The organism is Ramlibacter sp. PS4R-6 (genome assembly GCF_037572775.1).
Taxonomy (GTDB): Bacteria; Pseudomonadota; Gammaproteobacteria; order Burkholderiales; family Burkholderiaceae_C; genus Ramlibacter.
This window is the reverse complement of the sequence record NZ_JBBHKA010000001.1, coordinates 1,705,340-1,728,171: the sequence shown is the minus strand read 5'-3', so window position 1 is coordinate 1,728,171 and position 22,832 is coordinate 1,705,340. Positions and strand designations below refer to the sequence as shown.

At 67.2% G+C, this 22,832-nt stretch carries 32 protein-coding genes and 3 tRNA genes; 10 read left to right on the top strand and 25 right to left on the bottom strand.

What is annotated here, in order from left to right:
* Window positions 1-4 precede the first annotated feature (4 nt).
* Window positions 5-1,225, bottom strand: coding sequence for an efflux RND transporter periplasmic adaptor subunit (locus tag WG903_RS08470; RefSeq protein ID WP_340074240.1), 1,221 nt, complete (start codon window positions 1,223-1,225; stop codon window positions 5-7).
* 121 nt (window positions 1,226-1,346) lie between these two features.
* Window positions 1,347-2,168, bottom strand: coding sequence for an alpha/beta hydrolase (locus WG903_RS08465; protein WP_340074238.1), 822 nt, complete (start codon window positions 2,166-2,168; stop codon window positions 1,347-1,349).
* Window positions 2,169-2,252: 84 nt separating this feature from the next.
* On the opposite strand from WG903_RS08465, the gene WG903_RS08460 reads away from it, so the two are divergent.
* From WG903_RS08460 to WG903_RS08450, 3 genes are all read left to right on the top strand, one after another.
* Entirely contained in the window at window positions 2,253-3,158 is a 906-nt protein-coding gene (locus tag WG903_RS08460; protein WP_340074236.1) for a LysR family transcriptional regulator, read from the top strand.
* 122 nt (window positions 3,159-3,280) lie between these two features.
* Entirely contained in the window at window positions 3,281-3,700 is a 420-nt protein-coding gene (locus WG903_RS08455) for a DoxX family protein (protein WP_340074234.1), read from the top strand.
* Window positions 3,697-4,557, top strand: a complete 861-nt coding sequence (locus WG903_RS08450; protein ID WP_340074232.1) for a pirin family protein — start codon at window positions 3,697-3,699, stop codon at window positions 4,555-4,557. Before WG903_RS08455 ends, WG903_RS08450 begins: the two co-directional genes overlap by 4 nt.
* Before the next feature lies 1 nt (window position 4,558).
* Here the strand turns inward: WG903_RS08450 and WG903_RS08445 are convergent, their stop codons facing one another.
* The 7 genes from WG903_RS08445 to WG903_RS08415 form a co-directional block, all read right to left on the bottom strand.
* Window positions 4,559-4,981 (bottom strand): hypothetical protein, encoded by a 423-nt coding sequence (locus tag WG903_RS08445; protein ID WP_340074230.1) that lies wholly within the window; start codon window positions 4,979-4,981, stop codon window positions 4,559-4,561.
* Window positions 4,971-6,011, bottom strand: a complete 1,041-nt coding sequence (locus WG903_RS08440; protein WP_340074228.1) for an alpha/beta hydrolase — start codon at window positions 6,009-6,011, stop codon at window positions 4,971-4,973. Before WG903_RS08440 ends, WG903_RS08445 begins: the two co-directional genes overlap by 11 nt.
* Before the next feature lie 61 nt (window positions 6,012-6,072).
* Window positions 6,073-6,573: an arsenate reductase ArsC gene (locus WG903_RS08435; protein ID WP_340074226.1), complete on the bottom strand. Its 501-nt coding sequence runs from the start codon at window positions 6,571-6,573 to the stop codon at window positions 6,073-6,075.
* A complete protein-coding gene (locus tag WG903_RS08430; RefSeq protein ID WP_340074224.1) occupies window positions 6,570-6,914 on the bottom strand; it encodes a hypothetical protein in 345 nt (114 codons plus the stop codon). The genes WG903_RS08435 and WG903_RS08430 overlap by 4 nt, the downstream gene beginning before the upstream one ends.
* 11 nt (window positions 6,915-6,925) lie before the next feature.
* Window positions 6,926-7,402 (bottom strand): ArsI/CadI family heavy metal resistance metalloenzyme, encoded by a 477-nt coding sequence (locus tag WG903_RS08425; protein WP_340074222.1) that lies wholly within the window; start codon window positions 7,400-7,402, stop codon window positions 6,926-6,928.
* 14 nt (window positions 7,403-7,416) lie between these two features.
* Window positions 7,417-7,740, bottom strand: coding sequence for an ArsR/SmtB family transcription factor (locus WG903_RS08420; RefSeq protein ID WP_340074220.1), 324 nt, complete (start codon window positions 7,738-7,740; stop codon window positions 7,417-7,419).
* A gap of 62 nt (window positions 7,741-7,802) precedes the next feature.
* On the bottom strand, window positions 7,803-8,129 hold the full coding sequence (locus WG903_RS08415; RefSeq protein WP_340074218.1) for a hypothetical protein: 327 nt from the start codon (window positions 8,127-8,129) through the stop codon (window positions 7,803-7,805).
* A gap of 134 nt (window positions 8,130-8,263) precedes the next feature.
* Here WG903_RS08415 and WG903_RS08410 point away from each other — a divergent pair, with 134 nt between their 5' ends.
* The 3 genes from WG903_RS08410 to WG903_RS08400 all read left to right on the top strand — a co-directional run bounded on the left by WG903_RS08410 (window position 8,264) and on the right by WG903_RS08400 (window position 9,576).
* Entirely contained in the window at window positions 8,264-8,917 is a 654-nt protein-coding gene (locus WG903_RS08410; RefSeq protein WP_340074216.1) for a glutathione S-transferase family protein, read from the top strand.
* Between the two features lie 74 nt (window positions 8,918-8,991).
* Window positions 8,992-9,237, top strand: a complete 246-nt coding sequence (locus tag WG903_RS08405) for a DUF1272 domain-containing protein (protein WP_340074213.1) — start codon at window positions 8,992-8,994, stop codon at window positions 9,235-9,237.
* Window positions 9,238-9,279: 42 nt separating this feature from the next.
* Entirely contained in the window at window positions 9,280-9,576 is a 297-nt protein-coding gene (locus WG903_RS08400; protein ID WP_340074211.1) for a hypothetical protein, read from the top strand.
* On the opposite strand, the gene WG903_RS08395 is transcribed toward WG903_RS08400, so the two are convergent.
* Both WG903_RS08395 and WG903_RS08390 read right to left on the bottom strand, forming a co-directional pair.
* Window positions 9,564-10,004: a hemerythrin domain-containing protein gene (locus WG903_RS08395; protein WP_340074209.1), complete on the bottom strand. Its 441-nt coding sequence runs from the start codon at window positions 10,002-10,004 to the stop codon at window positions 9,564-9,566. The genes WG903_RS08400 and WG903_RS08395 overlap by 13 nt on opposite strands.
* 67 nt (window positions 10,005-10,071) lie before the next feature.
* Window positions 10,072-10,347 carry a DUF2277 domain-containing protein gene (locus tag WG903_RS08390; protein ID WP_340074207.1) on the bottom strand — a complete coding sequence of 92 codons (276 nt, stop codon included), beginning with the start codon at window positions 10,345-10,347 and terminating at the stop codon, window positions 10,072-10,074.
* A 17-nt stretch (window positions 10,348-10,364) separates the two neighbouring features.
* Between WG903_RS08390 and arfB the strand changes: the two genes are divergently transcribed.
* On the top strand, window positions 10,365-10,766 hold the full coding sequence (gene arfB / locus WG903_RS08385) for an alternative ribosome rescue aminoacyl-tRNA hydrolase ArfB (RefSeq protein ID WP_340074205.1): 402 nt from the start codon (window positions 10,365-10,367) through the stop codon (window positions 10,764-10,766).
* An 11-nt stretch (window positions 10,767-10,777) separates the two neighbouring features.
* Here the strand turns inward: arfB and WG903_RS08380 are convergent, their stop codons facing one another.
* From WG903_RS08380 to WG903_RS08355, 6 genes are all read right to left on the bottom strand, one after another.
* Window positions 10,778-11,191 (bottom strand): GFA family protein, encoded by a 414-nt coding sequence (locus WG903_RS08380; protein ID WP_340074203.1) that lies wholly within the window; start codon window positions 11,189-11,191, stop codon window positions 10,778-10,780.
* The gene (locus WG903_RS08375) at window positions 11,188-11,670 is read right to left on the bottom strand and encodes an SRPBCC family protein (protein WP_340074201.1); all 483 of its coding nucleotides are present in this window, start codon (window positions 11,668-11,670) and stop codon (window positions 11,188-11,190) included. The genes WG903_RS08380 and WG903_RS08375 overlap by 4 nt, the downstream gene beginning before the upstream one ends.
* Before the next feature lie 2 nt (window positions 11,671-11,672).
* Window positions 11,673-11,987 (bottom strand): ArsR/SmtB family transcription factor, encoded by a 315-nt coding sequence (locus WG903_RS08370; protein WP_340074199.1) that lies wholly within the window; start codon window positions 11,985-11,987, stop codon window positions 11,673-11,675.
* A gap of 83 nt (window positions 11,988-12,070) precedes the next feature.
* Entirely contained in the window at window positions 12,071-12,613 is a 543-nt protein-coding gene (locus tag WG903_RS08365; protein WP_340074197.1) for a carboxymuconolactone decarboxylase family protein, read from the bottom strand.
* A gap of 9 nt (window positions 12,614-12,622) precedes the next feature.
* The gene (locus WG903_RS08360) at window positions 12,623-13,876 is read right to left on the bottom strand and encodes a TIGR03862 family flavoprotein (protein WP_445263584.1); all 1,254 of its coding nucleotides are present in this window, start codon (window positions 13,874-13,876) and stop codon (window positions 12,623-12,625) included.
* 24 nt (window positions 13,877-13,900) lie between these two features.
* Window positions 13,901-14,263 carry a hypothetical protein gene (locus WG903_RS08355; RefSeq protein ID WP_340074195.1) on the bottom strand — a complete coding sequence of 121 codons (363 nt, stop codon included), beginning with the start codon at window positions 14,261-14,263 and terminating at the stop codon, window positions 13,901-13,903.
* Between the two features lie 98 nt (window positions 14,264-14,361).
* Here WG903_RS08355 and WG903_RS08350 point away from each other — a divergent pair, with 98 nt between their 5' ends.
* Entirely contained in the window at window positions 14,362-15,414 is a 1,053-nt protein-coding gene (locus WG903_RS08350; RefSeq protein WP_340074193.1) for an NAD(P)-dependent alcohol dehydrogenase, read from the top strand.
* 54 nt (window positions 15,415-15,468) lie between these two features.
* On the opposite strand, the gene WG903_RS08345 is transcribed toward WG903_RS08350, so the two are convergent.
* Window positions 15,469-15,969 (bottom strand): glycine zipper domain-containing protein, encoded by a 501-nt coding sequence (locus WG903_RS08345; protein ID WP_340074191.1) that lies wholly within the window; start codon window positions 15,967-15,969, stop codon window positions 15,469-15,471.
* 585 nt (window positions 15,970-16,554) lie between these two features.
* Here WG903_RS08345 and WG903_RS08340 point away from each other — a divergent pair.
* Together WG903_RS08340 and WG903_RS08335 are read left to right on the top strand one after the other, a co-directional pair.
* Window positions 16,555-17,736: an AAA family ATPase gene (locus WG903_RS08340; protein WP_340074189.1), complete on the top strand. Its 1,182-nt coding sequence runs from the start codon at window positions 16,555-16,557 to the stop codon at window positions 17,734-17,736.
* The gene (locus WG903_RS08335; protein ID WP_340074187.1) at window positions 17,736-18,239 is read left to right on the top strand and encodes a hypothetical protein; all 504 of its coding nucleotides are present in this window, start codon (window positions 17,736-17,738) and stop codon (window positions 18,237-18,239) included. The genes WG903_RS08340 and WG903_RS08335 overlap by 1 nt, the downstream gene beginning before the upstream one ends.
* Window positions 18,240-18,438: 199 nt before the next feature.
* On the opposite strand, the gene WG903_RS08330 is transcribed toward WG903_RS08335, so the two are convergent.
* The 7 genes from WG903_RS08330 to WG903_RS08300 all read right to left on the bottom strand — a co-directional run bounded on the left by WG903_RS08330 (window position 18,439) and on the right by WG903_RS08300 (window position 22,803).
* Window positions 18,439-18,515, bottom strand: a tRNA-Asp gene (locus tag WG903_RS08330).
* Between the two features lie 45 nt (window positions 18,516-18,560).
* Window positions 18,561-18,636, bottom strand: a tRNA-Glu gene (locus WG903_RS08325).
* A 45-nt stretch (window positions 18,637-18,681) separates the two neighbouring features.
* A tRNA-Ala gene (locus WG903_RS08320) sits at window positions 18,682-18,757 on the bottom strand.
* Between the two features lie 35 nt (window positions 18,758-18,792).
* Window positions 18,793-20,175 (bottom strand): glutamate--tRNA ligase, encoded by a 1,383-nt coding sequence (gene gltX / locus WG903_RS08315; RefSeq protein WP_340074185.1) that lies wholly within the window; start codon window positions 20,173-20,175, stop codon window positions 18,793-18,795.
* 26 nt (window positions 20,176-20,201) lie between these two features.
* Complete coding sequence (locus tag WG903_RS08310) at window positions 20,202-21,155, bottom strand: Bug family tripartite tricarboxylate transporter substrate binding protein (protein ID WP_340074183.1); 954 nt, start codon at window positions 21,153-21,155, stop codon at window positions 20,202-20,204.
* Entirely contained in the window at window positions 21,152-21,478 is a 327-nt protein-coding gene (locus WG903_RS08305) for an AtuA-related protein (protein ID WP_340074181.1), read from the bottom strand. The genes WG903_RS08310 and WG903_RS08305 overlap by 4 nt, the downstream gene beginning before the upstream one ends.
* Window positions 21,475-22,803 (bottom strand): acyclic terpene utilization AtuA family protein, encoded by a 1,329-nt coding sequence (locus WG903_RS08300; protein WP_340074179.1) that lies wholly within the window; start codon window positions 22,801-22,803, stop codon window positions 21,475-21,477. The genes WG903_RS08305 and WG903_RS08300 overlap by 4 nt, the downstream gene beginning before the upstream one ends.
* Between the last annotated feature and the right edge of the window lie 29 nt (window positions 22,804-22,832).

The following is a 22,832-nucleotide window of genomic DNA, read 5'->3' as shown; positions in this document are numbered from 1 at the left end:
CGCATCACGACGATTTGGCCGCCGGTGCGGCCGCACGCGCATTCATCTCGACGACCTGCGGCTGCAGCAAGGCGCCGGGGCGCACGCGCTGCAGGCCGTTGACGACGATGCGCTCACCGGGCTTGAGGCCCGACTTGACGATGCGCAGGCCATCGGCGCTGGAACCCAGCGTGACCTCGCGGTACTCGGCCTTGTTTTCCGCGCCCACGACCCACACGAACTTCTTGTTCTGGTCGGTGCCGACGGCGCGCTCGTTCACCAGCAGCGCGCGGGTGGCCTGCGCCTGCCCCATGCGGATGCGCGCGAACTGGCCGGGGATCAGCGTGCCGTCCTTGTTGTCGAAGGTGGCGCGCACGCGGATCGTGCCGCTCTTCACGTCGACCTGGTTGTCGATCAGCTGCAGCCGGCCTTCGATCGGCGTGTCGTCGCTGGCGGACGTGCCCATGCGCACGGGGATGCGCCCGAGGGCCGCTCGGGCGCTGTCGCCGCCGCGCATGTTGCCCAGCGCCTTGACCACGACCTGTTCGTCGGTGTCGAAGCTGGCGTAGATGGGACTGACCGAAACCAGCGTCGTCAGCACCGGCGCGCCCGGGCCCGCGGCCACGAGGTTGCCGGCGGTGATCTCGATCTTGCCGATGCGGCCCGCGATGGGCGCGCGCACCTGCGTGTAGCCCAGGTTCAGGCGCGACTGTTCCAGCTGCGCCTGCGCCGCGCGCAGGTTGGCGTCGGCCTCGCGCATGGCGTTCAGGCGGTCTTCGTATTCGCGCTGCGAGATGGCCTTGTCTTCCGCCAGGCGCTGCGCGCGCGCATGGTCGCTCTGCGCATGCGTGGAGCGCGCCTGCGCGGCCGCGACCTGTGCCTCGGCGCGCGTGACTTCGGCGGCATAGGGCGCGGGGTCGATCGTGATCAGCAAGTCGCCCTTGCCCACCAGCATGCCTTCGCGGAAATGCACCGACTGCACCTGGCCCGCGACGCGCGAACGCACCTCGACGCGCTCCACCGCCTCGAGGCGGCCGGAGAACTCGTCCCACAGGCTCACGTCGGATTCGCTCACCGCCGCGACGGAGACGGGCACCGCCGGCGGCGCCTCGCCCGCGTTGGCTTGCGCCCTGGGCCCGGCGAGCGCCACCACGGCGGAGGCGATGGCGGTGACGGTGGTCAGCACGCCGACCGAGGCCCACAGGCGCCGGTCGCGGGAGAGCTTGTTGTTGTTTTCGGTGGTCATGGTTTCTTCCTTACAGGTTCGGGATTCCGGGATGAGTTCGTCCTTCGCGTCGCCCGGACTCTCCGGGTTGACACGATGTCAAGGTCAAGACAAGGGGTTTCGGCGACGTGTCGCCGGCGTGTCAGCCGCTGGGCGCCAGCGCGGGCTGGAAGAACGCGCGCAGGTGCTCGCGCACCTCGCTCGCGCAGGGACATTCGTCGGGGTTGCGCTCGGCCAGCGACTCGGGCCAGTCGGTCTGGCTGCGCAGCACCTCGCCGGTCACCTCGATGCCCGCGGCGCGAAGCCTGTCGGCGTACTGCATCGCTTCGTCGCGCATCGGGTCGTCGCAGCCGGTGAGCACGAGCGCAGGCGGCAGGCCCGCCAGGCGCGTCGCCTTGCCCGGCACGGCATACGGATGCTCGGCGTCCATCGGGCCGCGCAAATACTGTTGCCAGCCTTCGGCCCACTTGCAGCCGGTGGTGTCGCATGGCATGGACTCGCGCAGCGACGCGGTGCCCACGCACGGGTCGAGCATCGGCGCCACGAGGATCTGGCCGGCCAGCGGCGGATGCGCACGGTCGCGTGCGACGAGCGCGATCGCAGCGGCGAGGTTGCCACCGGCTTCGTCGCCGGCGAGGTAGACCGGCGCGCCGGTGCCTGCGAGCTTCGCGCGGTTCTTGTAGGTCCACTCCAGCGCGGCGTAACCCGCTTCGACGGCATCCGGGAAGCGGTGTTCGGGTGCCAGCGGATAGGCGACGGACACCACGTTCGCGCCCGCCTCCACCAGCAGCTGCGCCATGCACTCGCCGCTTTCCAGGTCGCCGTCCACGAACGCACCGCCGTGGAAATGCACCACGAGCGGAACCGCCGCACCGGCACGGCGCTTGCCATAGACGCGCACACGCAGCGCGCGGCCTTTCACCTCGATGGAGGTGTCGGCAAAGGCAAGGACGGGATTCGACATGGGAGCGAATATAGGCACTCGCGGCATGCGGATAAAGGTGCTAACTGCCAGTTCTTTGTTTCCGTCCGCATAACAATCCCGCCCATGGACCAGATCCAATCGATGCGCGTGTTCGCCCGGGTGGTGGAAGCCGGCAGCTTCACCAAGGCCTCGGCGTCGCTGGGCCTGCCCAAGGGCTCGGTGACCAAGCTGGTCCAGCGCCTGGAAGAACGGCTGAAGGTGCGCTTGCTCAATCGCACGACGCGCCGCGTCACGGTCACGCCCGAAGGCGCCGCCTATTACGAACGCACGTCGCGCGTGCTCAACGACATCGACGACATCGAGGCGAGCATGACCAACGCGCGGGCCAACCCCAGCGGGCGGCTGCGCGTCGACGTGGGCGCGATGCTCGCGCGCCTGGTGGTGATCCCGGCGCTGCCCACCTTCTTCGCCAGGTACCCCGACATCCAGCTGGAGCTGGGCGTGGGCGACCGGCCGGTGGACCTGGTCGGCGAGAACGTCGATTGCGTGATCCGCGGCGGCGAGATCACGGAACAGTCGCTGGTGGCGCGCCGCATCGCCAACCTCGAGCTCGTCACCGTCGCCTCGAAGGCCTACATCGCACAGCACGGCATGCCGCAGCACCCGCAGGAGCTGGAAAACGGCCACATGATGATCGCGTACATCTCGCCGCGCACCGGCCAGCTCTACCCCGAGATCTTCGAGCGAGGCGGCGAACGCATCGAGTTCGTCGCCAAGCGCCGCATCGCAGTCAACGAAAGCAACTCGCACCTCGCGGGCGTGCAGGCCGGGCTGGGCATCTCGCAGACGGCGCGTTTCGCCGCCGCGCCTTTCATCGCCAGCGGCGAGCTGGTGGAGGTGCTGCCCGAGTGGAAGCACCCGCCGATTCCGCTGCACGTGGTGTACCCGCCCAACCGGCACCTCAGCGCCAAGACGCGGGCGTTCGTCGACTGGGCGGCGGAGCTGTTCGGGAAGCTGCCGACCTTCTGAGCCCGTTCGCGGCGCGGGATTGTCCTGCCAGCAGAACGCCGTGTCGCGCCTGGACCTCTTTTTCCGGGTGATTGTCCTGCCTATATTCAATCCATCGCCAACCCGATGGAACAGGACTCCCCATGACACGCTCTTCGCAACTGCCCGGCGCAGCCCCCTTCGCCGGCCGCCTCCTCCTCGCTTCGCTCTTCCTCCTGAGCGGCGTGGCCAAGCTCGCCGACCCGGCGGGCACGCAGGCCTACATCGCTTCGTCCGGCGCGCCCTTCCCCCAGGCCGGCTACGCCATCGCCGTGCTGGTCGAAGTGGTGGGCGGCGCCATGCTGCTCGCCGGCTACCGCACGCGCCTCGCGGCGCTGGTGCTGGGCGCGTTCACGCTGGCCGCCGCCGCGCTGTTCCACAACCAGCTGTCGGACCAGCTGCAGTTCATCATGTTCATGAAGAACGTCGCCATCACCGGCGGCCTGCTGCAGGTCGCGGCCTTCGGCCCCGGCTGGTTCAGCATCGACAACCGCAGCGCGTCCCCGGCGCTGGCCCGCGCATGAACGCCGCTGCCACCGCCCGCGAGGAGCGCATCCTCGAGGACATCCAGCGCCCGATCACGCAGCGCACGCGCGGCCGCGCGCACGGCCCCGTCGTGCGGCTGGTGAGCCCGTCGGACATCGGCGAGTCCATCAAGCCCTTCGTCTTCCTCGACCGCTTCGAGGTCGACCCGTCCAATGCGCCGATGTTCGGGATGCACCCGCACTCGGGCATCGCCACGCTCACGTTCCTGCTCGAAGGCGAGCTCGCGTACGAAGACACGATCGGCGGCCAGGGCGTGCTGCCCGCCGGCGGCGTGGAATGGATGCGCGCCTCGGGCGGCGCGTGGCACACCGGCCGCATGACCGGCACGGCGCGCGGCCGCGGGCTGCAGCTGTGGGTGGCGATGCCGCCGCGCTTCGAGAACGCACAGCCGCATGCGCAATACATCGCGCCGAATGAAGTGCCGCGCGTGGGCCCCGCCCGCGTGCTGCTCGGTCGCTACGGCGGCGCGTTCAGCCCGATCGCCGCGCCCGGCTCGGCGACGTACCTGTACGTCGAGCTGAAGAAGGGCCAGCGCTGGACCTTCACCCCGACGCCGGGGCACACGGTGGCCTGGGCCTACGCGTTCGACGGCGTGGTGCACGCGAGCGGCGAGCCGCTCGAGAAGACGCTGGCGGTGTTCGCCGAATGCGACGCACCCATCGACTTCATCGCGGAGACCGACGCGGGCTTCGCCGTGGCCTCGGCGGTGAAGCACCCGTACCCGCTGGTGCTGGGCTACTACTCCGTGCACACGAGCGCGCAGGCGCTGGCGGAAGGCGAAGCGCGGATTGCGCGGATCGGCGAGCAGCTGCGCGCCGAAGGCCGGATCGGCTGAACTACGCGATCCGCTTGATCGCGGCCTTCAGGCGCCCGTGGTTGTTGTCGTATTTCCCGGCCCAGTCGTTCGCGAAGAGCAGCAATTCCACGGGCTGCGCGGAGGAACCCGTCACGGTGCCGTGGCGCCCGACGAAGGTGAACTGCTTGCCCTCGCGCCCGCGCGCCGCCACCAGTGCGTACATCGGCGACCTGGGGTCGCGGGCCAGCGCCCGGCACGCAAAGCCGAGCACCTTGGCCACCGGCCCGGTCCAGCCTTCCTGCGGGTCGGCCTTCACGGTGTTGTCCCGCCAGTCCGTGACCTCGAGCACGGTCACTTCGTAGACACCACCTTGCTCGACGAGCACGCCCGTGGCGTTCCAGGGCTCGCGTGCGTCGACTTCGCACGTGGTGGCGCCCCCGACCGTGAGCGCTTCAGCCGGCATCGGGCTTGTCCGGCGCGTTCATGTAGCACACGGAGCCATCCGCGTCGCAGCCCACCGGGTAGACCACGCGCGGCTCCTCCGCGAGCTCGAAGTCGCGTTGCGAGCCGAAGATGCGCCTGAACAGCTCCTTCTTCTTGCCCTTCACGTTCTTCACGAAGTACCCGTGGCCGCCGGCGCCGTTCGCGGCGTTGGTGAAGCTGATGTAGCGCACGCCTTCCCAGCGCACCAGCTCCGCGCCGGGGTCCATGCCCAGCTTCATCTGCTCGCCGTCGGCGATGTACGCGCCGAACAGGACCGTGTCGCCCTGGTTGTAGGTGATGTAGGTGCGGCCCTTGGGGCGGAAGCGCGTGACCCAGTCGGCGTGCGACGCGGCGCGCACGCAGGGCGCGAGCATGACGATGTTGTGCGCCGTCCCCGCGGATTCCGTCGCGCCGGCCACCTGCAGCGAGTACTGGAACATGTGGTTGCCCAGCGAGTGGATCGCCATCGAGTAGGGCTGCGCGTTGGCATGCAGCCGCGCCGTCCCCAGCAGGCGCATCGTCCGCGCGAAAGCGTCGATGGAATCCTTGCCGTTGGTCTGCGCCTGGTGGTAGCGGCGGATCTTGGAGGCGATGGCGCCTTCCGTGCGGTTCGCCTCGTCGACGTCCTTCAGGCTGGTCTCGTCGCCCGCCCCCTTCTTCGACAGCCCGGGCAGCGCCGAGCCGTCCGACAGGAAACCTTCGGAAGGCCACGAGAAGCCGACCACCTCGACGCGCGAGCCGTACAGGTCCTCGAGTTCGGCCAGGCGGCCGAAGCAGGCCTCGGGTGTGTTGTTGTTGCCGTGCACGTACAGCAGCAGCGGCTTGTCGCCCCTGAACAGGGGCAGCAGCCGGTCGAGCGCGTCCTTCTCGTCGATGTCGTCGTCGACGTCGGACAGCTTCCAGCCGCCGCCGGACGGCTTGACCTGCGCGGCGGCGATCCGCTCGCCGCCCGGTGCGAAGGCCGCGGAGAACGCGCCGCCCTCGACCGTGCGATTGGTGAACACCAGCATCGCTTCCTCCCCCTGCCTTGAAGGCTTGTGGGGGCCGATTGTGGCGCGCGTCGCCGCGAAGTCAACGCCCCGCGGCGCGGCCTGCTGAAAGCTCGCGGGCGGCCTGCTGCAGCGCCAGTGCGCCGAGCTTCGCCGGCGGCAAGCTCACGAGCTGCTCGAGCCGGCCCTTGATGGCGAGCAGCGTGGTGCGAAACGCATGCAGCCTCTCGTCCGGCGTGCCCTGCACTTCCGATGGGTCGGGGTAGCCCCAATGCGCGGTTGCCGGATGCCCGGGCCAGATGGGGCACACCTCGCCCGCCGCGTTGTCGCACACCGTGATGACCAGGTCCATGTGCGGCGCGCCGGGCGCGGCGAACTCGTCCCAGTTCTTGCTGCGCGCCCCGTCGGTGCTGATGCCGGCCTCGCGCAACACTTGCAGCGCGAGCGGGTTGGGCTGCTGGTTCTCGCGCGGGCTGCTGCCCGCGGAGAATGCCCGGAAGCGGCCCTGCCCGATGTGGTTCAGCGTGGCTTCGGCCAGGATGCTGCGGGCCGAGTTGTGCGTGCAGAGGAACAGGACGTTCAAGCGCGCACGCACCACGAGCCGCTGCCGCAGGAGGCCAGCTGCGCGTGCCGGTTTCCTTTGACGAAGCGGCCCAGGCGCGCGAGCGCGCGGCGGGCCCGCTGCCGCAAAGTCGGCTGCTGCGGACACGCGTCCCATGCGAAGAACGCCGTGGTCCTGTGGGCCACGTTGACGACCTGCACCGCTTCGCCGCGCCACAGGTTCAATTCCTCGCCGGGGCCGAGCAGGCGGTCGGCAACGGAGAGCTTGCCGCGCCCGACCTTCAGGACGCCGCAATCGCGCGGCTCCAGCGAGACGGTGCCGCCCGCCGCGAGCGGCAGGTAACCGGGATACCAGCTTCTCATCGTCGGCTCCTTCAGGCGCAGCAGGCCCTGGCCTTGGCGGGCGCGGCCTTCGCGGCCGGCTCCTCGGCGCAGCACGAGCTGCCCGCGCCGCTGCCGCACGAGGCGGGCTGTTCGCCGTTGAACACCGGGATGTCGCCCAGCGTGTGGAACTGCTCCCACGCCACGCCCTGCGGATCGGTGATCCAGTACTTGTCGCTGCGCGCGTAGCAGCACGCGGTCTTGCCTTCGTCGAAGAGCGACAGGTCGGCCTTCTGGGCCTGGTCCTTCAGCGTGACGAGTTCTTCCTCGCTGTCCACCTGGATGCCCAGGTGGCCCACGCCGGTCTTGCGGCCGCGGCTGGAGATGGCGAAGTTGATGCGCGGGTCCTCCAGCATCCACTTGGCGTAGTCGGCCTCGACCTTGGCCGGTTGGGCGTCGAACATCGCCGAATAGAAGGCGATGTTCTTCGCGAGGTCGTCGACGTGCACGTGCACATGGAAGCGCTTCATGGCGGTCTCCTGGTTCAGCAGTTGTTGCAGGCGGTGGACTCCACCAGGCACCCTTGTCCCTGGCAGCAGTTTTCGGTGAGGTAGGCGAGCAGGCCGTTCATGCGGTCGAACGCCACGCGGTAGACGAGGTTGCGGCTGATGCGCTCCTGCGTGACGAGGCCGGCGTTGGCCAGCTCCTTCAGGTGGAACGACAGGCTGCTGGCGGGCAGCGACAGCAGTTCGGCCAGCACGCCCGGGGTGGCGCCGTCGGTGCCGGCGACCACCAGCGAGCGGAACACCTGCAGCCGGATCGGCTGGGCCAGCGCGGCGAGGGACTTGACGACGTCTTGTTCTTCCATATTTCGAATTTAATCGAATTATGGAACGACGTCAAGCCCGGGCGGGATGCCCGGGCTGGGCGTCAAGTCTTGCGTTCGCGGTTCAACAGCCTGACGAGGCTCTTCAGGCCCTCGCCGTTGGCTTCGTGCGGGCCGTCCGCCTTGGCCACTTCCAGCTCCAGCAGGGTCTCGACGACCTGCAGGTCGCCCGTGGCTTTGGACACAGCTTCCTCGGCCTGCTTCGTTTCGATGTGGGCCACTTCGATCTGCTCGGTGTCACCCTGCGGGATCGCCTTTTCCAGCGTCTCGTTGGCCGACTTGAGCTGCGCCTCGGCGCGTTCGACGTTGGCCCGGGCGCGCCGTGTGCGCTTCTTGGCAACTTCGTGGATCGACTGCATGGAAAGCGACATGGGTTTGCTCCGAAGCCAGGCCCAGAGAATGCCCGTTGCCGCGGCGGTGCCGCGCAGGATGGCGCGACCGCTGCGCGTCATCCGTGGCTTACGGGCTCATCCATTGGGGACGGCGACGAATTACATTCGGGTCGATGATCCAGCTGCACTACTACCCCAGCACCGCTGCCATGGTGCCCCACATCCTCCTGGAGGAACTGGGCGTGCCCTACGAGCGCGTGCTCGTCGACCGCACCACGTGCGCGCACAAACGCCCCGAGTACCTGCGCCTGAACCCGAACGGCCTGTTGCCGGTGCTGCAGGACGGCGCACTCACGCTGTACGAGACGGCGGCGATCGCGCTGCACCTGTGCGACCGGCACCCGGTGGCGCGCCTGGCGCCCGCGGTGGGCACCGACGAGCGCGCGCACTTCTACAAATGGCTGATGTGGTTGACGAACACGCTGCAGACGACGCTGATCGTCTACTTCTACCCGGACCGCTGGGTGGCCGAAGGCGACGAAGCCGCGGCCGCCGCGCTGCGGCGCGTCGCCGAAGGCAAGGTGGCCGGCATGCTGGCGCAGCTGGATGCACACCTTGCGGGCCATGGCGGCCCGTGGTTCATGGGGCCGGAGTTCGGCGCGCTGGACGCGTACGTCTTCACCATGTGCCGCTGGACGCGCAACTTCGCCAACGAGCGCCGTGCCCGCGACTACCCGCACCTCGGCCCGTACCTGCAGCGCATGCTGGCGCGGACCGCCGTGCAGCGCGTGCTGGCGAACGAGGGGCTGGCGCCGCCTTTCGTCTAGCGCCGGCGCGGAGCGCCTGCTGCTTGTCCGGATCCGGCCTTGCGCGCCGCGCGCGGGCCCGCTACTGTCTACGCATGCTCCAACTCAGGCCCAACTGCGAGTGCTGCGACAAGGACCTTCCGCCCGACGCCGCGGACGCGATGATCTGCACCTTCGAGTGCACTTTCTGCGAGGACTGCGCGACGCGGCGCCTGAAAGGCACCTGCCCGAACTGCGGCGGCGAACTGGTGCGGCGGCCGCGCCGGCCCGCGGCGAAATTGCAGAAGTACCCGGCGTCGACCGAGCGGGTGCTCAAGCCCCAGGGGTGCGCGGGAGGGTAAGCTTTGGGCGATGCCCGAACGGCGCAAATAGAATCCTTGCCCATGCCGTACATCCTCTCCCACCCCGTCCTCGACGACGTCCTGCAAAAGCGCGGCATCAAGCCCAACGACCTGGCCGGCATCGACAAGCTGTTCGGCGGCGTGGACGGCTACTACTGGTACCACACGATGCGCCACCTGTGCCCGCGCGGCGAGACCATCACGTGGGCCAGCGAGGAAGAGATGCGCGCCGCCATCCAGGGGCACGAGGACGAGACCGCCGCGGAGGACGAAGTGAAGCCGCAGGCGCTCAAGCCCGAGCACCTTGCGGCCATCGCCGCGCTGCTTCAGGCTTCCTGAATGGCAGCCGCCACCTCGGCGCGGCGCACCTGGATGCGCCCGCCCACGGTGGCCAGTTCCATCCCGCTGGCCTTCGCCTTCGCGAACATCTCCCGGCGCTCTTCTTCCACGTGGTGCTGCACGTGGTGCCAGATCGCTTCGATCGCGCCCTCGAGGTTCTCGGCCTCGGGCACCTTGGCGATGAGGTCCTTCACGTGCTGGTGTTCCTTCAGCGCGTGCTCGACCATCTCTTCATTGCCCGTCGCCTTCGCGAATGCCGGGTAGAAGATTTCTTCCTCGACCATCGTGTGCAAGGTGAGCTCGGCGCAGATGATCTGCGCCAGCGCCAGCTTGGCAGCGCGGTCGCCGCTGGCGGACTTGAATTCCTTCACGAGGTTTTCGAGGCGCTGGTGGTCGGATTCCAGCAGGGCAATGGCGTCCTGGGCCATGAGGGTCTCCTTGGTCTTTCCACCAAAGTACCCCTGGCAGCGCAGGTCGGCTGTAGGCGCAAGCCGATCATCGCCTCTCGCCGAAGCGCGCGATGGATCGCTCGCGCGCCTTGGCAGCCTCAGCCTCGCGCGTGCGTGGCTCGGCACTGGTCACCAGCGAACGGATCAGCGTGCGCGCCGAAGCGGCGATCTCCTCGATCGCCCGCTCGAAAGCCTCTTCGTTGGCTTTCGACGGCACGTTGAAGCCACTGAGCTTGCGCACGAACTGCAGCGACGCGTCGCGGATCTCCAGCTCGGTCGCCGGCGGCTCGAAGTTGAAGAGGGTCTTGATGTTGCGGCACATGAGGTTATGGTACGTCCATGCCGCCCGTGGTCCCCGAGGACGAAGTCGAGTTCACCGCCATGCGCGCCCAGGGGCCAGGCGGGCAGAACGTCAACAAGGTGTCCAGCGCCGTGCACCTGCGCTTCGACATCCGCGCGTCTTCGCTGCCGCAGGCCGTCAAGGACAAGTTGCTCGCCTTGCCAGGCCGGCGCGTCACGAAGGAGGGTGTGCTCGTCATCAAGGCCCAGGCGGCACGCAGCCAGGAGCAGAACAAGGCGGCTGCGCTGGCGCGCCTGCAGGAAATCGTCGACGACGCGTCGCACGTGCAGCTGGTGCGGCGGCCGACCAAGCCCACCTATGGCTCGAAGCAGCGCCGCCTGCAGGGCAAGGCGATCCGCTCGGAGGTGAAGGCCGGACGGCGCAAGCTGGACACGGAGTAGTCCCCCCGGCGCTACCCGGGCATCCTGTCGAATGCTTGCAGCGAGGGATCGATGCGGTCCCACGCCAACCCGCGCGATCGGTACGTCAGCGCGTGTGGCGCAAAGCGGCCCGGCTCGTCCAGGCTGGTCGCTGCCACCGCGATCAGGTCCGGCATCGCCGCAAACCGCAAGTAGACGGGCGTTCCGCACCTGGGGCAGAAGGCGTGCGTCTTCACGTTGCCGCTGTCGGCCGCCACGTCCCAGTGCGAGGCTTCGCCGGTGATCTCCATCTGGGCGCGCGCCGGGAACGTCAGCCACGAGCCGTGCCCGGTGCCGCTGCGGCGTTGGCAGTCACGGCACTGGCAATGGTTCTGGAAGATGGGGGCGTGCCGCGTCGAATAGCGCACCGCACCACACGCGCAACCGCCCGTGTACGGCTGCGTCATGAGCAGCGCTCCACGGCGCCCGACCTGGGCTGCGCAAAGACGTCGATACCCTGCCCCGTTTCCAGCAGCGACTTCAGGCTGGAGAGGACGATCGGCCAGCCGCGCGTGATGCCCTTGGCCATGGCGCTATCGGGCTGGAGTTCGTCGTGGGTGACGGTCAGCTTCACCATGCCGTCGTATTCGGCTATGTCGAAGCTCACCCGGCTGTAGGCCGCAGGGTCGTCGGCCTGCGACGGGCTGGCCCACGTGATGACCAGGCGCGAAGGCGGCGTGACTTCCACCACCTTGCCGACCACGCCGACGCTGCGCTCGCCGTTGGCGCGCACGTGCTCCCACTTCGAGCCGGGCTTCCAGTCGGACACGTTCTCGTGGCCCCAGTACTGGCGCGCGATCTCGGGCTGCGTGATGGCGGCGAACACCTTCTGGGGCGTGGAGCGGATGTAGGTCACGTAAACGAAGCTCGTTCTCTCTTGCGTCATCGCTACTCTCCTTCGAGTTGCTTTTTCAGGTCGTGCAGCAGGCCTAGCCGCTGACGTTCGAATTTGCGCACCCACCGCTCGTAGACCTCGTGCAGCGGCACCGGGTTGATGAAGTGCAGCTTCTCGCGGCCGCGCCACACCGTTGCGACCAGGTTGGCCTCTTCGAGGAGCCCCAGGTGCTGGGTGACCGACTGCCTGGCCATGTCCACGTCCTCGCACAGCTCGCCCAGCGTCTGGCCATTGCGCTCGTACAGCGCGTCGAGCAGCTTGCGCCGCGTGGGGTCGCCCAGTGCCTTGAAAACCTTGTCTGCGTCCATCCGTGTGTGAGTGCGTGGGTTGAATTATGCAGGTAAATACCTGCATGTCAAGCGACCCTTTCGGGGGCGTTGAAAACGACGGTTTATTTCGGGAAGCGCGCCCCGTAGCTTTCGAGCGGGATGCGCAGCGCGTTCGTGAGGTAGCTCACCGTGCGGTAGAACCCCGCGAGCATCAGCAGCTCCACGATCGCGTTCTCGCTGAACGTCGCGCGCAGGGCCTTCCAGAGGTCGTCGTCGACGTCGCAGTCCTTGTGCAGCGCGTCGCACAGGCGCACGAGCAGGCGGTCTTCGTCGGACCAGCACGCGTCTTCCGCAGTGCCGTGCACGGTGGATCGCACTTGCTCCGCCGTCAGCTCCGCTTTCTGCGCGAAGCCGGCGATGTGCACGCCCCACTCGTATTCGGCGCCGCACAGCGCCGTGGTGCGGTCGATGACGATCTCGCGCTGGCGGACGGTGAGGTGCCCCTTGTCCAGCAGGCCGCCCGCGAAGAACTTCCTTGCCAGGCGCGGGTCGCGCGCCATCGTCGCGAACAGGTGCAAGGGCGGCTGCCCCCGCATCACGCGGTCTATGGTTGCGGCGACTTCGGGGTCGAAGGGCGGCGTGGCGGGTGGGATGCGTGCGCTCATGGGGTCATCCTACTGCCGCAACCACTTCGCCGCACCCTCCCCCGCGACACGGCCCGTGGCGAAGCATGCGGTCAGCAGGTAGCCGCCCGTGGGCGCCTCCCAGTCGAGCATTTCCCCGGCGCAGAACACGCCGGGCACTTCGCGCAGCATGCCGTTGGCGTCCAGCGCGTCGAAGCGCACGCCGCCCGCCGTGCTGATCGCTTCGTCGACGGGCCGGGGCCTGGCCAGCACCAGCGGCAGCGCCTTCAGCGCAGCGGCCAGTTGTGCGGGATCATGGAGCTGCTGCGGCGACAGCACCTCGTGCAGCAACGCCATCTTCAGGCCCGCGATCCCGAGCCGGCTCTTGAGGTGCGTGGACAGGCTGCGCGGCCCTCGCGGGCGCTGCGTTTCGGCCAGCACCTGCTGCGGGCTGTGCTGCGGCAACAGGTCGATGAGCCACGTCGCGTGCCCCTGCGCCGCGATCTCGTCGCGCAGTGCCGCCGCATGCGCATACACCAGGCTGCCCTCGATGCCGGTCTCGGTCAGCACAAACTCGCCTTGCGTACCCTCCAGCGGCCCCTGTGTTGCCAGCCGCGCAGCCACCGGCTTGACGGGCTGGCCCGCGAAGCGCTGGCGCAAGTGGTCGCTCCATCCGGCGCCACCCTCGCGGGTCGGGGCCACGTCGAAGCCGCAGTTCGCGGGCCGCAGCGGTGCGATGGCCACGCCGCGCGCGGCCAGCAGCGGCACCCACGCGCCGTCGGAACCCAGCCGCGGCCAGCTGGCGCCGCCCAGTGCCAGCACCGTTGCCGTCGCCGCGTGCGAGACGCGCCCCACAGGCGTGTCGAAGACAAGCCCGCCGTCGGCGTCCCACCCTTGCCACCGATGCCGCGTGTGAAACCGCACGCCCGCCGCGCGGAGCCGATGCAGCCACGCACGCAATAGCGGCGCGGCCTTCATGTCCTTGGGAAACACACGCCCCGAAGTGCCGACGAAAGTCTCGACGCCCAAATCGGCAGACCAGCGGCGGATCTCGTCACCGCCGAACGCGCTCACCGCATCGCGCAGGGCACTGCTGCGGTCACCGTAATGCGCGATGAACTTCGGTGGATCGTCGGAATGCGTGAGGTTCAAGCCCCCGCGCCCGGCCAGCAGGAACTTGCGGCCCACCGACGGCATGGCGTCGAACAGGTCGACGGCCACGCCATGCCGGGCCAGCATCTCGGCCGCCATCAGGCCGGCGGGGCCGCCGCCGACGACGGCGGCTCGCAAGGGGATGGACGTCACCCGGCGATTGTCTCGCCGGCGGCGCTACTTCCAGACGGAGACGGCCAGCACCCCCAGGCCCACAACCGCAATCCCGGCGTGAACGAGCACGAACCAGATCGGCAAGGGCACGTCCTTCATGTGGTAGCCCAGGTTCAGCACCACACCGCCGAGCGCTGCGCCGGCCAGCAGCGCCAGGCCCAGCCAGCCCGAGCCCGGCAAGCCCGCGGTGAAGGCGGCATACAGGAGCAGCGTCAGGCCGCTTCCTGCCAGCAGCCCGTGCAGCATGGCCAGCCAGTGCGGGGGCCGCGGATGCCCGCTGAACCGCATGCCGGCCATCAGCAGGCCGCCGGCGGCGGTGACGAGCAGCAGGACGACGGCGGTTCGAAGCATTGTTTGCGCATCCATGCGGGATCTCCTTGGGTGTGGAGCCATTGACGTCACGACTGTACGCCGCGTTCCCGGACCCCGGTGCTCGGCAGTGGGTTCCGGCCCACAATGCGTCGATGCAAGTCCAAGCCTACGGCGCCTACGCCGCCGACAAAGCGCTCGAAGCCCTGAAGATTTCCCGCCGCGCGCCGGGGCCGCACGACGTCCAGATCGACATCGCGTTCTGCGGCATCTGCCATTCGGACCTGCACACGGTCCGCGCCGAGTGGGCGGGCACGCAGTTCCCGTGCGTGCCGGGCCACGAGATCGTGGGGCGCGTGTCGGCCGTGGGCGCGCACGTGGCCAGCCACAAGGTGGGCGACCTCGTGGGCGTCGGCTGCATCGTCGACAGCTGCAAGCGCTGCCCCGACTGCGAAGACGGCCTGGAAAACTATTGCGACGGCATGGTCGGCACCTACAACTCGCCGACGCCCGACGAGCCGGGCTGGACGCTCGGTGGCTACTCGCAGAAGATCGTGGTGCGCGAGCGCTACGTGCTGCGCATCCGCCATCCCGAAGAACAGCTGGCCGCCGTTGCGCCCTTGCTGTGCGCCGGCATCACGACCTACTCGCCGCTGCGCCACTGGGAGGCGGGGCTGGGCAGGAAGGTCGGCGTGGTCGGCATCGGCGGCCTTGGCCACATGGGCATCAAGATCGCGCACGCGATGGGCGCGAACGTCGTCGCGTTCACCACCTCGGAGTCGAAACGCAAGGACGCCAAGGCGCTGGGCGCGCACGAGGTCGTCGTCTCCCGCAACCGCGACGAAATGGCGAAACATGCGAAGAGCTTCGACTTCATCCTGAACACGGTGGCCGCGCCCCACAACCTCGACCCCTTCCTGTCGCTGCTCAAGCGCGACGGGACGATGACGCTCGTCGGCGCACCCGCCACGCCCCACCCGTCTCCCGGCGTGTTCAACCTGATCATGAAGCGGCGCTCCCTCGCCGGCTCGCTGATCGGCGGCATTCGCGAAACGCAGGAGATGCTGGACTTCTGCGCGCAGCACCGCATCGTCGCGGACATCGAGATGGTGCGTGCCGACCAGATCAACGCCGCCTACGAACGCATGCTCAAGGGCGACGTGAAGTACCGGTTCGTGATCGACAACGCCTCGTTGGCGCGGGCATGAAAAAAGGGCCCCTGCCTGCGCAGGAGCCCTCGTTCGCGTGACCGCCAGGCCGGCTTAACGCCCGTCCTTGTCCGAATCGCCGGGGATCGCGCGCTCGGCGGCGTTGCTCACACGCTCCCAGGCATCGCGCGCCGCGGGGCGGGCATGTTCCCATTCCAGCGACGAGTTGCCGCGTGCGCGGCTCCAGTCGCGGCCCATTTCCGGCTCGACGTCGTCGAACGAGCGCTCCGGATTGCGGTTGTACGACTCCACGCCGGCGCGGTACGCCGGCTGGTAGTGGTCGAAGCCCACGTCCTGGCGGGCGTACGGGCGGCTCGCATGGTTCTCGCGCCAGTACGAGTCCTCGATGGCGGGGTCCGCCGTCTTCTTGCCGATGACGGCGCCCGCGACGGCACCGACCACGGCGCCGATCGCCGCGCCCACCGGGCCCGTCACGCCACCCGCGAGTGCACCAGCGGTCGCGCCGCCTGCGACGCCACCGAGCGCCGCGCCCGTGGCCGCGCCGACACCGGTGCCGGCGGCCTTCTTGCCCGTGGAATTGTTGTCCTTGTTCATTCGTTCGATCTCCTTGATGACGAAGAGCGAAGACTAAGCACGCGGTGCGCTTGCGCGCTTAGGAGACGAGGCCGCAAGGCGGCGCGCAAATGCCCGCGGGGATGTCGTCCCGTGCAGACACAGCGTGGCGGGCGCGCGTGCCCCAACAAAAAGCCCTTGCTACCGATTCGATAGCAAGGGCTTCAATCCTTTGGCGGAGTGGACGGGACTCGAACCCGCGACCCCCGGCGTGACAGGCCCGCGCTAGATGCAAGCACCGGTGCGGGTGAAGTCACGATTCACAATTCCGAAGATCGGTTCATTGCGCTCCCTCGTGGCTGCTAGCGCATTTACGCCAATTCCAAAGCTGCATACCGGCGTTTCGGCTGGCCTGCTGCTCAACAGCTGGTTGTTTGGGGTACTACGAAAGTGGCCTTTGACTCCGACCGCTGGCCCGTTCCCGTCCAGTCACCGCCAGAGCTCGCGACGACGCCCCGCACAATGTCAGCACACACTAACACGATTAACCGAGTTTTTTGTTCCAATGCGGAGATTTTGAGGGCAAAATGGGGTTGCAAAAGGGAATTGCCCCACAAGATAGGTTCCATGCTCCACTCATACTCATTCACGAACCTCTATTCGTTTGCTGAAAAGTGCGAAGTTTCTCTAGTCACTTCGCACCGAGGCTACGAAAAGAAGTTCCAGACCACTGGGCGCTCTGGGGATCGGCTGAATTTGATTAGTGCCTTCATGGGGGCGAATGCTGCTGGTAAAACGGCGGCCCTCAAAGCTCTCGTTTTCGTTACCTCGTTTGTGAAGGACTCGTTCCACTACAAACCGGACCAGGAGCTGCCGTTTACGCCGCACTTTGCCCACGTTTCCGATCCAAGCCAATTCGAAGTTATTGGGGAAGATGCCGACGGTGTTCTCTGGCGCTATGAACTGACAGCGACGAAGAAACGAGTTCTGCGCGAGTCGTTGCATAGGAAAGCGCGTACGAACGGCCCATTCGTAATGGTTTTTGAAAGAAGCCCTGCTTCAGACGACGCGTATGTCGTCCACCAAGACGGATTTGGCTTGGCACAAACAGAAGCCGAGAAAGTCCGCCCCAACGCCTCGTTGCTTGCTACTGCAGCACAGTACAACGTCCCGCTCGCGTTGGCCCTTACAAGTCGCCTCAAACTGAACACGAATATCAATTCCTTCGGCCGCGATCGCTCTGACGTGTCGGGCATCACTGATGCTGCCGAATACTTTGCAGGTCACCCGGCGGCCGCAACCGCAATGACCAACTTGGTGAAAGGGTGGGACTTGGGGATTAACGGGGTCAAATTTCAGTCCCTAGAGATGCCGGGAGATGAAAAATTCTGGCTTGGGCTAGTAACGCATGTTGCCCGCGAAGGCAAATCCGGGGTCGTGTTGCTTCATCAGGAATCCGCGGGCACACAAGGTGCGATTGTTCTTCTCTCCAAACTCTTGCCGATACTCGAGACTGGAGGGCTGGCCGTGATCGATGAACTAGACGGCGACTTGCACCCACATATGCTGGAACCAATCTTGGGAATGTTCGCATCGACCGTGAGTAATCCAAAGAACGCTCAATTGCTATTTACTTGCCACATGCCAGAAGTGCTCACGATGGTCGAAAAATCACAGGTGCATTTCTTCGAGAAGGTTGAAGGTGAGAGCGTCGGTTTTCGAGGAGACACGATCGAAGGTCTTCGCTCCGATGACAACCTCCGCGCCAAGTACATGGCCGGCGCGCTTGGCGCAGTGCCGATACTCTGATGGCGCAGGCGAGAATCGTTAGGCCCACGGCACTCCTTATGGGAGAAGGTGACGCCGAAGAGATTTTCCTGAAGCGGATTCGTGAGCTTTATACGGCCGACAGGAAGGGATGCAACGTCAGGGTTCAATCTGCCGGTGGCAAGGGTGCCGGGAACGTCGTAGACCACGCCATCCGATATCAGCGCGCCAATGGCGCCTTCGATGTTGCTGCGGCGTTTTTTGACACCGACACAGACTGGAACGATGACGTCCGCGCACGGGGTGAGAAGGCAGGGATCGTGTTGATTGCAGTCGAACCATGTCTGGAATGCATGTTGCTTCGGCTTGTGGGTCTCCATAAAGAGTGTTCAACCGCTGAGCATAAGAAGCGATTCGAAAAAGAGTTCGGCGGTCCCGCCCATAACAAAAAGATCGTAGAGAGGATCGTGACCCGGGAAGCCGTGGACAAGGCGCGCGGCAACATCGTCGTGATCGACACACTTCTCACGACGATCGGTCGCTAGGGTCTACGCAGTTGTCCACGGCGCAGGTCGGCGCTTGCGACGAACCGACCGGAGCAGTGGCAACTCCCGGGAACACGAAGTCCCTCTCCTGAGAAGCGCGCAAAACCGGCAGCGTGATTCCAAATTTCGCGATTCACATTCCAAAAAGGACAACGGGCTACAGCCTGTCGACTGTAACCCGTTGAATTCTCGAAAAATTTGGCGGAGTGGACGGGACTCGAACCCGCGACCCCCGGCGTGACAGGCCGGTATTCTAACCAACTGAACTACCACTCCAAGGTAGTGCAACGTTCATCGCATGCGCGATCAGTGCTGCAAAACTGGCGACCCTACGGGGATTCGAACCCCGGTACTCACCGTGAAAGGGTGATGTCCTAGGCCTCTAGACGATAGGGTCAAAACCTGGACGAAAACTTCCTAACTTTGATCCTCGACGCCATCTTGGTGGAGGTAAGCGGGATCGAACCGCTGACCTCTTGCATGCCATGCAAGCGCTCTCCCAGCTGAGCTATACCCCCGTCAGGTGTCGAGCCCGTGATTATAGCCAGAAAATTCAGCCACCCTTGAGCCGGGCGACCACCGCGTCCCTCTCCGAGAGCGCCAGCACCGCGTCCAGCGACGGCGTCTGCGCGGTGCCCAGCACCAGCACACGCACCGGCATCGCCAGCTGGGGCATTTTCAGGCCCGTGGCGCGCAGGACTTCCTTGATCGCCGCGGAAATGTCTTCCTTCGTCCACGGGCATTCGGCCAGCATGCGCGCCAGCATGGAGATCGCGGGCTTCACCGGTTCGGTCACGTGCTTCGCGACCTCCTCCGCATCGGGCTTCACGTCGCCGTAGAACTTCTGCGCCCAGTCCGCCAGCACCAGCAGCGTGTCGCAGCGGTCCTTGAACAGGCCGCAGATGCCGGCCAGGCGCGCATCGGGCTTGACGCCGCGCTTCTTCAGCTCGCGCTCGACGAACACGGCCAGCTGCGCATCGCTGGTCATCTTCATGTGCTGCGCGTTCACCCAGCGCAGCTTGGCTTCGTCGTACTGCGCGGCGCTCTTGCCCAGGTGGTCCAGGTTGAACCACTGGATGAACTGCTCGCGCGTGAAGATCTCGTCGTCGCCGTGCGACCAGCCCAGGCGCGCCAGGTAGTTCACCACGCCGTCGGCCAGGAAGCCTTCGTCGCGATACCAGGTGACGGCCTTGGCCCCCTGGCGCTTGCTCATCTTCTCGCCCTGCTCGTTCAGCACCGTGGGCAGGTGCGCGTACACGGGCGGTTCCACGCCCAACGCGCGGAAGATGTTGATCTGGCGCGGCGTGTTGTTCACATGGTCGTCGCCGCGGATCACGTGCGTGATCTTCATGTCGATGTCGTCGACCACGACGCAGAAGTTGTACGTGGGCGTGCCGTCCGGCCGCGCGATCACCAGGTCGTCCAGTTCGTCGTTGCTGATCTCGATGCGGCCCTTGACCTTGTCGTCCCACGCCACCACGCCGCCGATCGGGTTGCGAAAGCGCAGCACGGGCTTCACGCCCTCGGGCACCGGGGGCAATTGCTTGCCGGGCTCGGGCCGCCACGTGCCGTCGTAGCGCGGCTTTTCCTTGGCGGCCATCTGGCGCTCGCGCAATTTGTCGAGCTCCTCGACGCTCATGTAGCAGGGGTACACCAAGCCCTTGTCCTTCATCTCGGCCAGGACCTGCTTGTAGCGGTCCATGCGCTGCATCTGGAAGTACGGGCCCTCGTCGTGGTCCAGGCCGAGCCACTTCATCCCTTCAAGGATGACTTCCACCGCCTCCTGCGAGGAGCGTTCGACGTCGGTGTCCTCGATGCGCAGGATGAAGGCGCCGCCCGTGGCGCGCGCGAACGCCCACGGGTACAGGGCCGAACGGATGTTGCCGAGGTGGATGAACCCCGTCGGCGACGGGGCGAAGCGGGTGCGGGTGGTCATGACCCGCCCATTTTCGCAGGCCGGCGCTATTCCTTCTCGATGCCCGCGCCCGCGATGATCTTGCGCCACTTCTCGGACTCGGCCGTCTGGAACTTGCGCAGGTCTTCCGGCGTGCCGCCCAGCGCTTCGAAGCCGCTTTGCGCGTAGAAGTTCGTGACGGCGGCGCTGCGGTTCGCCTTGGCGAGGATGTCGTTCAGTCTCGCGACGACCGGCGCCGGCGTGCCCGCGGGAACGTACGCGGCAAACCAGAAGCTGATCTCGTAGCCCTTCACGCCCGCTTCGGCGATCGTCGGGATCTCCGGCGCCAGCGGGATGCGCTTTGCCGTCGAGACTCCCAGCGCCTTCACCTTGCCGCCCTTCACCTGCGGCAGCCCGGTGGCCATGTCGGTGATCATCATGTCGATGGTGCCGCCGATCAGGTCGGTCACCGCGGGCGGGTTGCTGCGGTAGGGGATGCTCACGATGTAGGTGCCCGTCATCTGCTTGAACATCTCGCCGGCGATGCGCGACGACGAGCTGCCGTAGCCGAACGAGAGCTTGCCGGGCTTGGATTTCGCGAGCTTGACCAGGTCCTGCACGTTGTTCACGGGCAGGTTGTTGTTCACGACCAGGATCTGCCCGCCCTTCGACAGCATCGCGACCGGCTCGAAATCCTTCACCGGGTCGTAGGGCAGCTTCTTGAACAGGTGTTCGTTGGCCGCGTGCGTGGTGTTCGTCGTGATGAAGACGGTGTAGCCGTCCTTGGGCGCCTTCGCCGCGGCCTGCGCGCCGATGAACGCGTTGGCGCCGGGCTTGTTGTCGACGACGACCGGCTGCTTCGCTTCGGCGGTGACCGCGGTGCCGAGGGCCCGCGCGAGCTGGTCGGTCGCGCTGCCGGCCGCGAAGGGCACGATGAAGGTGATGGGCTTTTCCGGGTAATCGGCGAAGGCCGCGATGGGCGCCGCAGCGAGGATCGCCGCGAGCAGGTGGCGTCGGTTCATGACGTTGTCTCCAGTTCGATGGGAAGCGAAAGCAGAAGCCCCGACAAGGTCTTGCCGTGGCTGTCGAGGTTCAGGGAGCCGTTGACGCCGCCGTCGAGGACGTCGTCCAGCACGAAATTCATGGCGTGCAGTTTCGGCAGCAGGTAGCGTTTCACGGCGGTCGGTTTGCGGTACGCGAAGAGTTGCGCGACGCGTTGTTCGGTGACCTGTGCGACCAGCGTGTCCCAGTCCTTCGGGTCATAGGCGATGACGCTGATCGACGAGCGGTTGCCCTTGTCGCCGGTGCGTGCATGGGCCAGTGCATGGAGCAGGACGGTTTTCACGCGGCAAAGCTCCAGCCGGGTTGCAGCCACTCACGCGGCACGAAGCAGGAGTCGCTGGACAGGCGCGGCGTGACCGCGGTGCGCACGCCGCCGCCGCCGGCCGGGCCGCAGCAATAGAGGGCCAGCACTTCGCGGGCAATTGATTCAGCTTCGTCCTTCGTGGCGCAGGCCGCGGCGATGCGCAGGCGCACGTCGTCGCGCGCCGCGAGCCCCAGGCCTTGCCACCACTGGCCGGCGTCGTCGGCCAACACGCTGGTCACGCCGATCAGGTCGGCGCGCAGCGGGCGCTTGACGCGCTCGCGCACGATGTCGGCCGCGAGCTTCGCGCGCGCCGTCGCATTGGGGCCTGCATAGGAGATCTCGCCTTCCGCGAGCCAGCCGCCTTCGTAGCAGAGCGTGGCCTTGAGCGTGAGCGGGCGGGCGTGCCCGCGCACACCGCTGACGCGAACGCGGTTCTCGCCGACCTGGGTCACCTCCGCTTCGCCGATGTCGGCGACGACGTCGGGCGTGAGGTAAGCGGCCGGGTCGTGGATTTCGTAGAGCAGCTGTTCGATGACCGTTCGCCGGTCCACGCAGCCGCCGGTGCCCGCAGCCTTCGTCACGACGAACGTGCCGCCGGCTTCCATCTCGACGATCGGGAAGCCGGCGTTCGCCACGTCGGGCACGTCCTTCACGCCGGGGTCGGCGAAGTAGCCGCCCGTCACCTGCGCGCCGCACTCCAGCAGGTGGCCGGCCATGGTGCCGCACGCGAGAAGGTCCCAGTCGTCCTCGGCCCAGCCGAAGTGCGCGAGCAGGGGGCCGAGCGCCAGCGCCGGGTCGGCGACGCGGCCGGTCACCACCACTTGCGCGCCCGCCTTCAGCGCATCCGCGATCTCGCGCGCGCCCAGGTACACGTTGGCGCTCACCAGCGCCTTGCCGTGCGACAGCTCTTCCATGCGCTGGGCAGGAAGGGCCGCGAAGAGGTCGTCGCCATGGATGACAGCGATCTTCAGCGGCGGCAGGCCGAGCGAAGCAGCGAGCTGCTGGATGCGACGCGCGGCGCCCACAGGGTTGGCCGCGCCGAAATTCCCGACGATGGGAATGCCGCCTTCCACACAGTCGCGCAGCACCGGCGCGACGAAGCGCTCCAGCGACGGTTCCCAGCCCGAGTCCGGGTCCTGCCTGCGCTTGAGCTGGGCCAGCGCCAGCGTGCGCTCGGCCAGCGTCTCGAACATGAGCACGGCCGGGCCGCCCAGCGCGCGCAGCGTCTTCACGACGGGCACGGCGGCGTCCCACCGGTCGCCGGAGAAGCCGGCGCCGCAGCCGATGCGAAGGAGTGAAGCCATGCGCCGAGGTTAGGGCCGCGGTGCCAATC

Excerpts from the sequence above, each read along its gene's own strand:
- WG903_RS08470 (WP_340074240.1), bottom strand. The coding sequence starts at position 1,225 with ATGACCACCGAAAACAACAACAAGCTCTCCCGCGACCGGCGCCTGTGG.
- WG903_RS08465 (WP_340074238.1), bottom strand. The coding sequence starts at position 2,168 with ATGTCGAATCCCGTCCTTGCCTTTGCCGACACCTCCATCGAGGTGAAA.
- WG903_RS08460 (WP_340074236.1), top strand. The coding sequence starts at position 2,253 with ATGGACCAGATCCAATCGATGCGCGTGTTCGCCCGGGTGGTGGAAGCC.
- WG903_RS08455 (WP_340074234.1), top strand. The coding sequence starts at position 3,281 with ATGACACGCTCTTCGCAACTGCCCGGCGCAGCCCCCTTCGCCGGCCGC.
- WG903_RS08450 (WP_340074232.1), top strand. The coding sequence starts at position 3,697 with ATGAACGCCGCTGCCACCGCCCGCGAGGAGCGCATCCTCGAGGACATC.
- WG903_RS08445 (WP_340074230.1), bottom strand. The coding sequence starts at position 4,981 with ATGCCGGCTGAAGCGCTCACGGTCGGGGGCGCCACCACGTGCGAAGTC.
- WG903_RS08440 (WP_340074228.1), bottom strand. The coding sequence starts at position 6,011 with ATGCTGGTGTTCACCAATCGCACGGTCGAGGGCGGCGCGTTCTCCGCG.
- WG903_RS08430 (WP_340074224.1), bottom strand. The coding sequence starts at position 6,914 with ATGAGAAGCTGGTATCCCGGTTACCTGCCGCTCGCGGCGGGCGGCACC.
- WG903_RS08425 (WP_340074222.1), bottom strand. The coding sequence starts at position 7,402 with ATGAAGCGCTTCCATGTGCACGTGCACGTCGACGACCTCGCGAAGAAC.
- WG903_RS08420 (WP_340074220.1), bottom strand. The coding sequence starts at position 7,740 with ATGGAAGAACAAGACGTCGTCAAGTCCCTCGCCGCGCTGGCCCAGCCG.
- WG903_RS08415 (WP_340074218.1), bottom strand. The coding sequence starts at position 8,129 with ATGTCGCTTTCCATGCAGTCGATCCACGAAGTTGCCAAGAAGCGCACA.
- WG903_RS08410 (WP_340074216.1), top strand. The coding sequence starts at position 8,264 with ATGATCCAGCTGCACTACTACCCCAGCACCGCTGCCATGGTGCCCCAC.
- WG903_RS08405 (WP_340074213.1), top strand. The coding sequence starts at position 8,992 with ATGCTCCAACTCAGGCCCAACTGCGAGTGCTGCGACAAGGACCTTCCG.
- WG903_RS08400 (WP_340074211.1), top strand. The coding sequence starts at position 9,280 with ATGCCGTACATCCTCTCCCACCCCGTCCTCGACGACGTCCTGCAAAAG.
- WG903_RS08395 (WP_340074209.1), bottom strand. The coding sequence starts at position 10,004 with ATGGCCCAGGACGCCATTGCCCTGCTGGAATCCGACCACCAGCGCCTC.
- WG903_RS08390 (WP_340074207.1), bottom strand. The coding sequence starts at position 10,347 with ATGTGCCGCAACATCAAGACCCTCTTCAACTTCGAGCCGCCGGCGACC.
- arfB (WP_340074205.1), top strand. The coding sequence starts at position 10,365 with ATGCCGCCCGTGGTCCCCGAGGACGAAGTCGAGTTCACCGCCATGCGC.
- WG903_RS08380 (WP_340074203.1), bottom strand. The coding sequence starts at position 11,191 with ATGACGCAGCCGTACACGGGCGGTTGCGCGTGTGGTGCGGTGCGCTAT.
- WG903_RS08375 (WP_340074201.1), bottom strand. The coding sequence starts at position 11,670 with ATGACGCAAGAGAGAACGAGCTTCGTTTACGTGACCTACATCCGCTCC.
- WG903_RS08370 (WP_340074199.1), bottom strand. The coding sequence starts at position 11,987 with ATGGACGCAGACAAGGTTTTCAAGGCACTGGGCGACCCCACGCGGCGC.
- WG903_RS08365 (WP_340074197.1), bottom strand. The coding sequence starts at position 12,613 with ATGAGCGCACGCATCCCACCCGCCACGCCGCCCTTCGACCCCGAAGTC.
- WG903_RS08355 (WP_340074195.1), bottom strand. The coding sequence starts at position 14,263 with ATGGATGCGCAAACAATGCTTCGAACCGCCGTCGTCCTGCTGCTCGTC.
- WG903_RS08350 (WP_340074193.1), top strand. The coding sequence starts at position 14,362 with ATGCAAGTCCAAGCCTACGGCGCCTACGCCGCCGACAAAGCGCTCGAA.
- WG903_RS08345 (WP_340074191.1), bottom strand. The coding sequence starts at position 15,969 with ATGAACAAGGACAACAATTCCACGGGCAAGAAGGCCGCCGGCACCGGT.
- WG903_RS08340 (WP_340074189.1), top strand. The coding sequence starts at position 16,555 with ATGCTCCACTCATACTCATTCACGAACCTCTATTCGTTTGCTGAAAAG.
- WG903_RS08335 (WP_340074187.1), top strand. The coding sequence starts at position 17,736 with ATGGCGCAGGCGAGAATCGTTAGGCCCACGGCACTCCTTATGGGAGAA.
- gltX (WP_340074185.1), bottom strand. The coding sequence starts at position 20,175 with ATGACCACCCGCACCCGCTTCGCCCCGTCGCCGACGGGGTTCATCCAC.
- WG903_RS08310 (WP_340074183.1), bottom strand. The coding sequence starts at position 21,155 with ATGAACCGACGCCACCTGCTCGCGGCGATCCTCGCTGCGGCGCCCATC.
- WG903_RS08300 (WP_340074179.1), bottom strand. The coding sequence starts at position 22,803 with ATGGCTTCACTCCTTCGCATCGGCTGCGGCGCCGGCTTCTCCGGCGAC.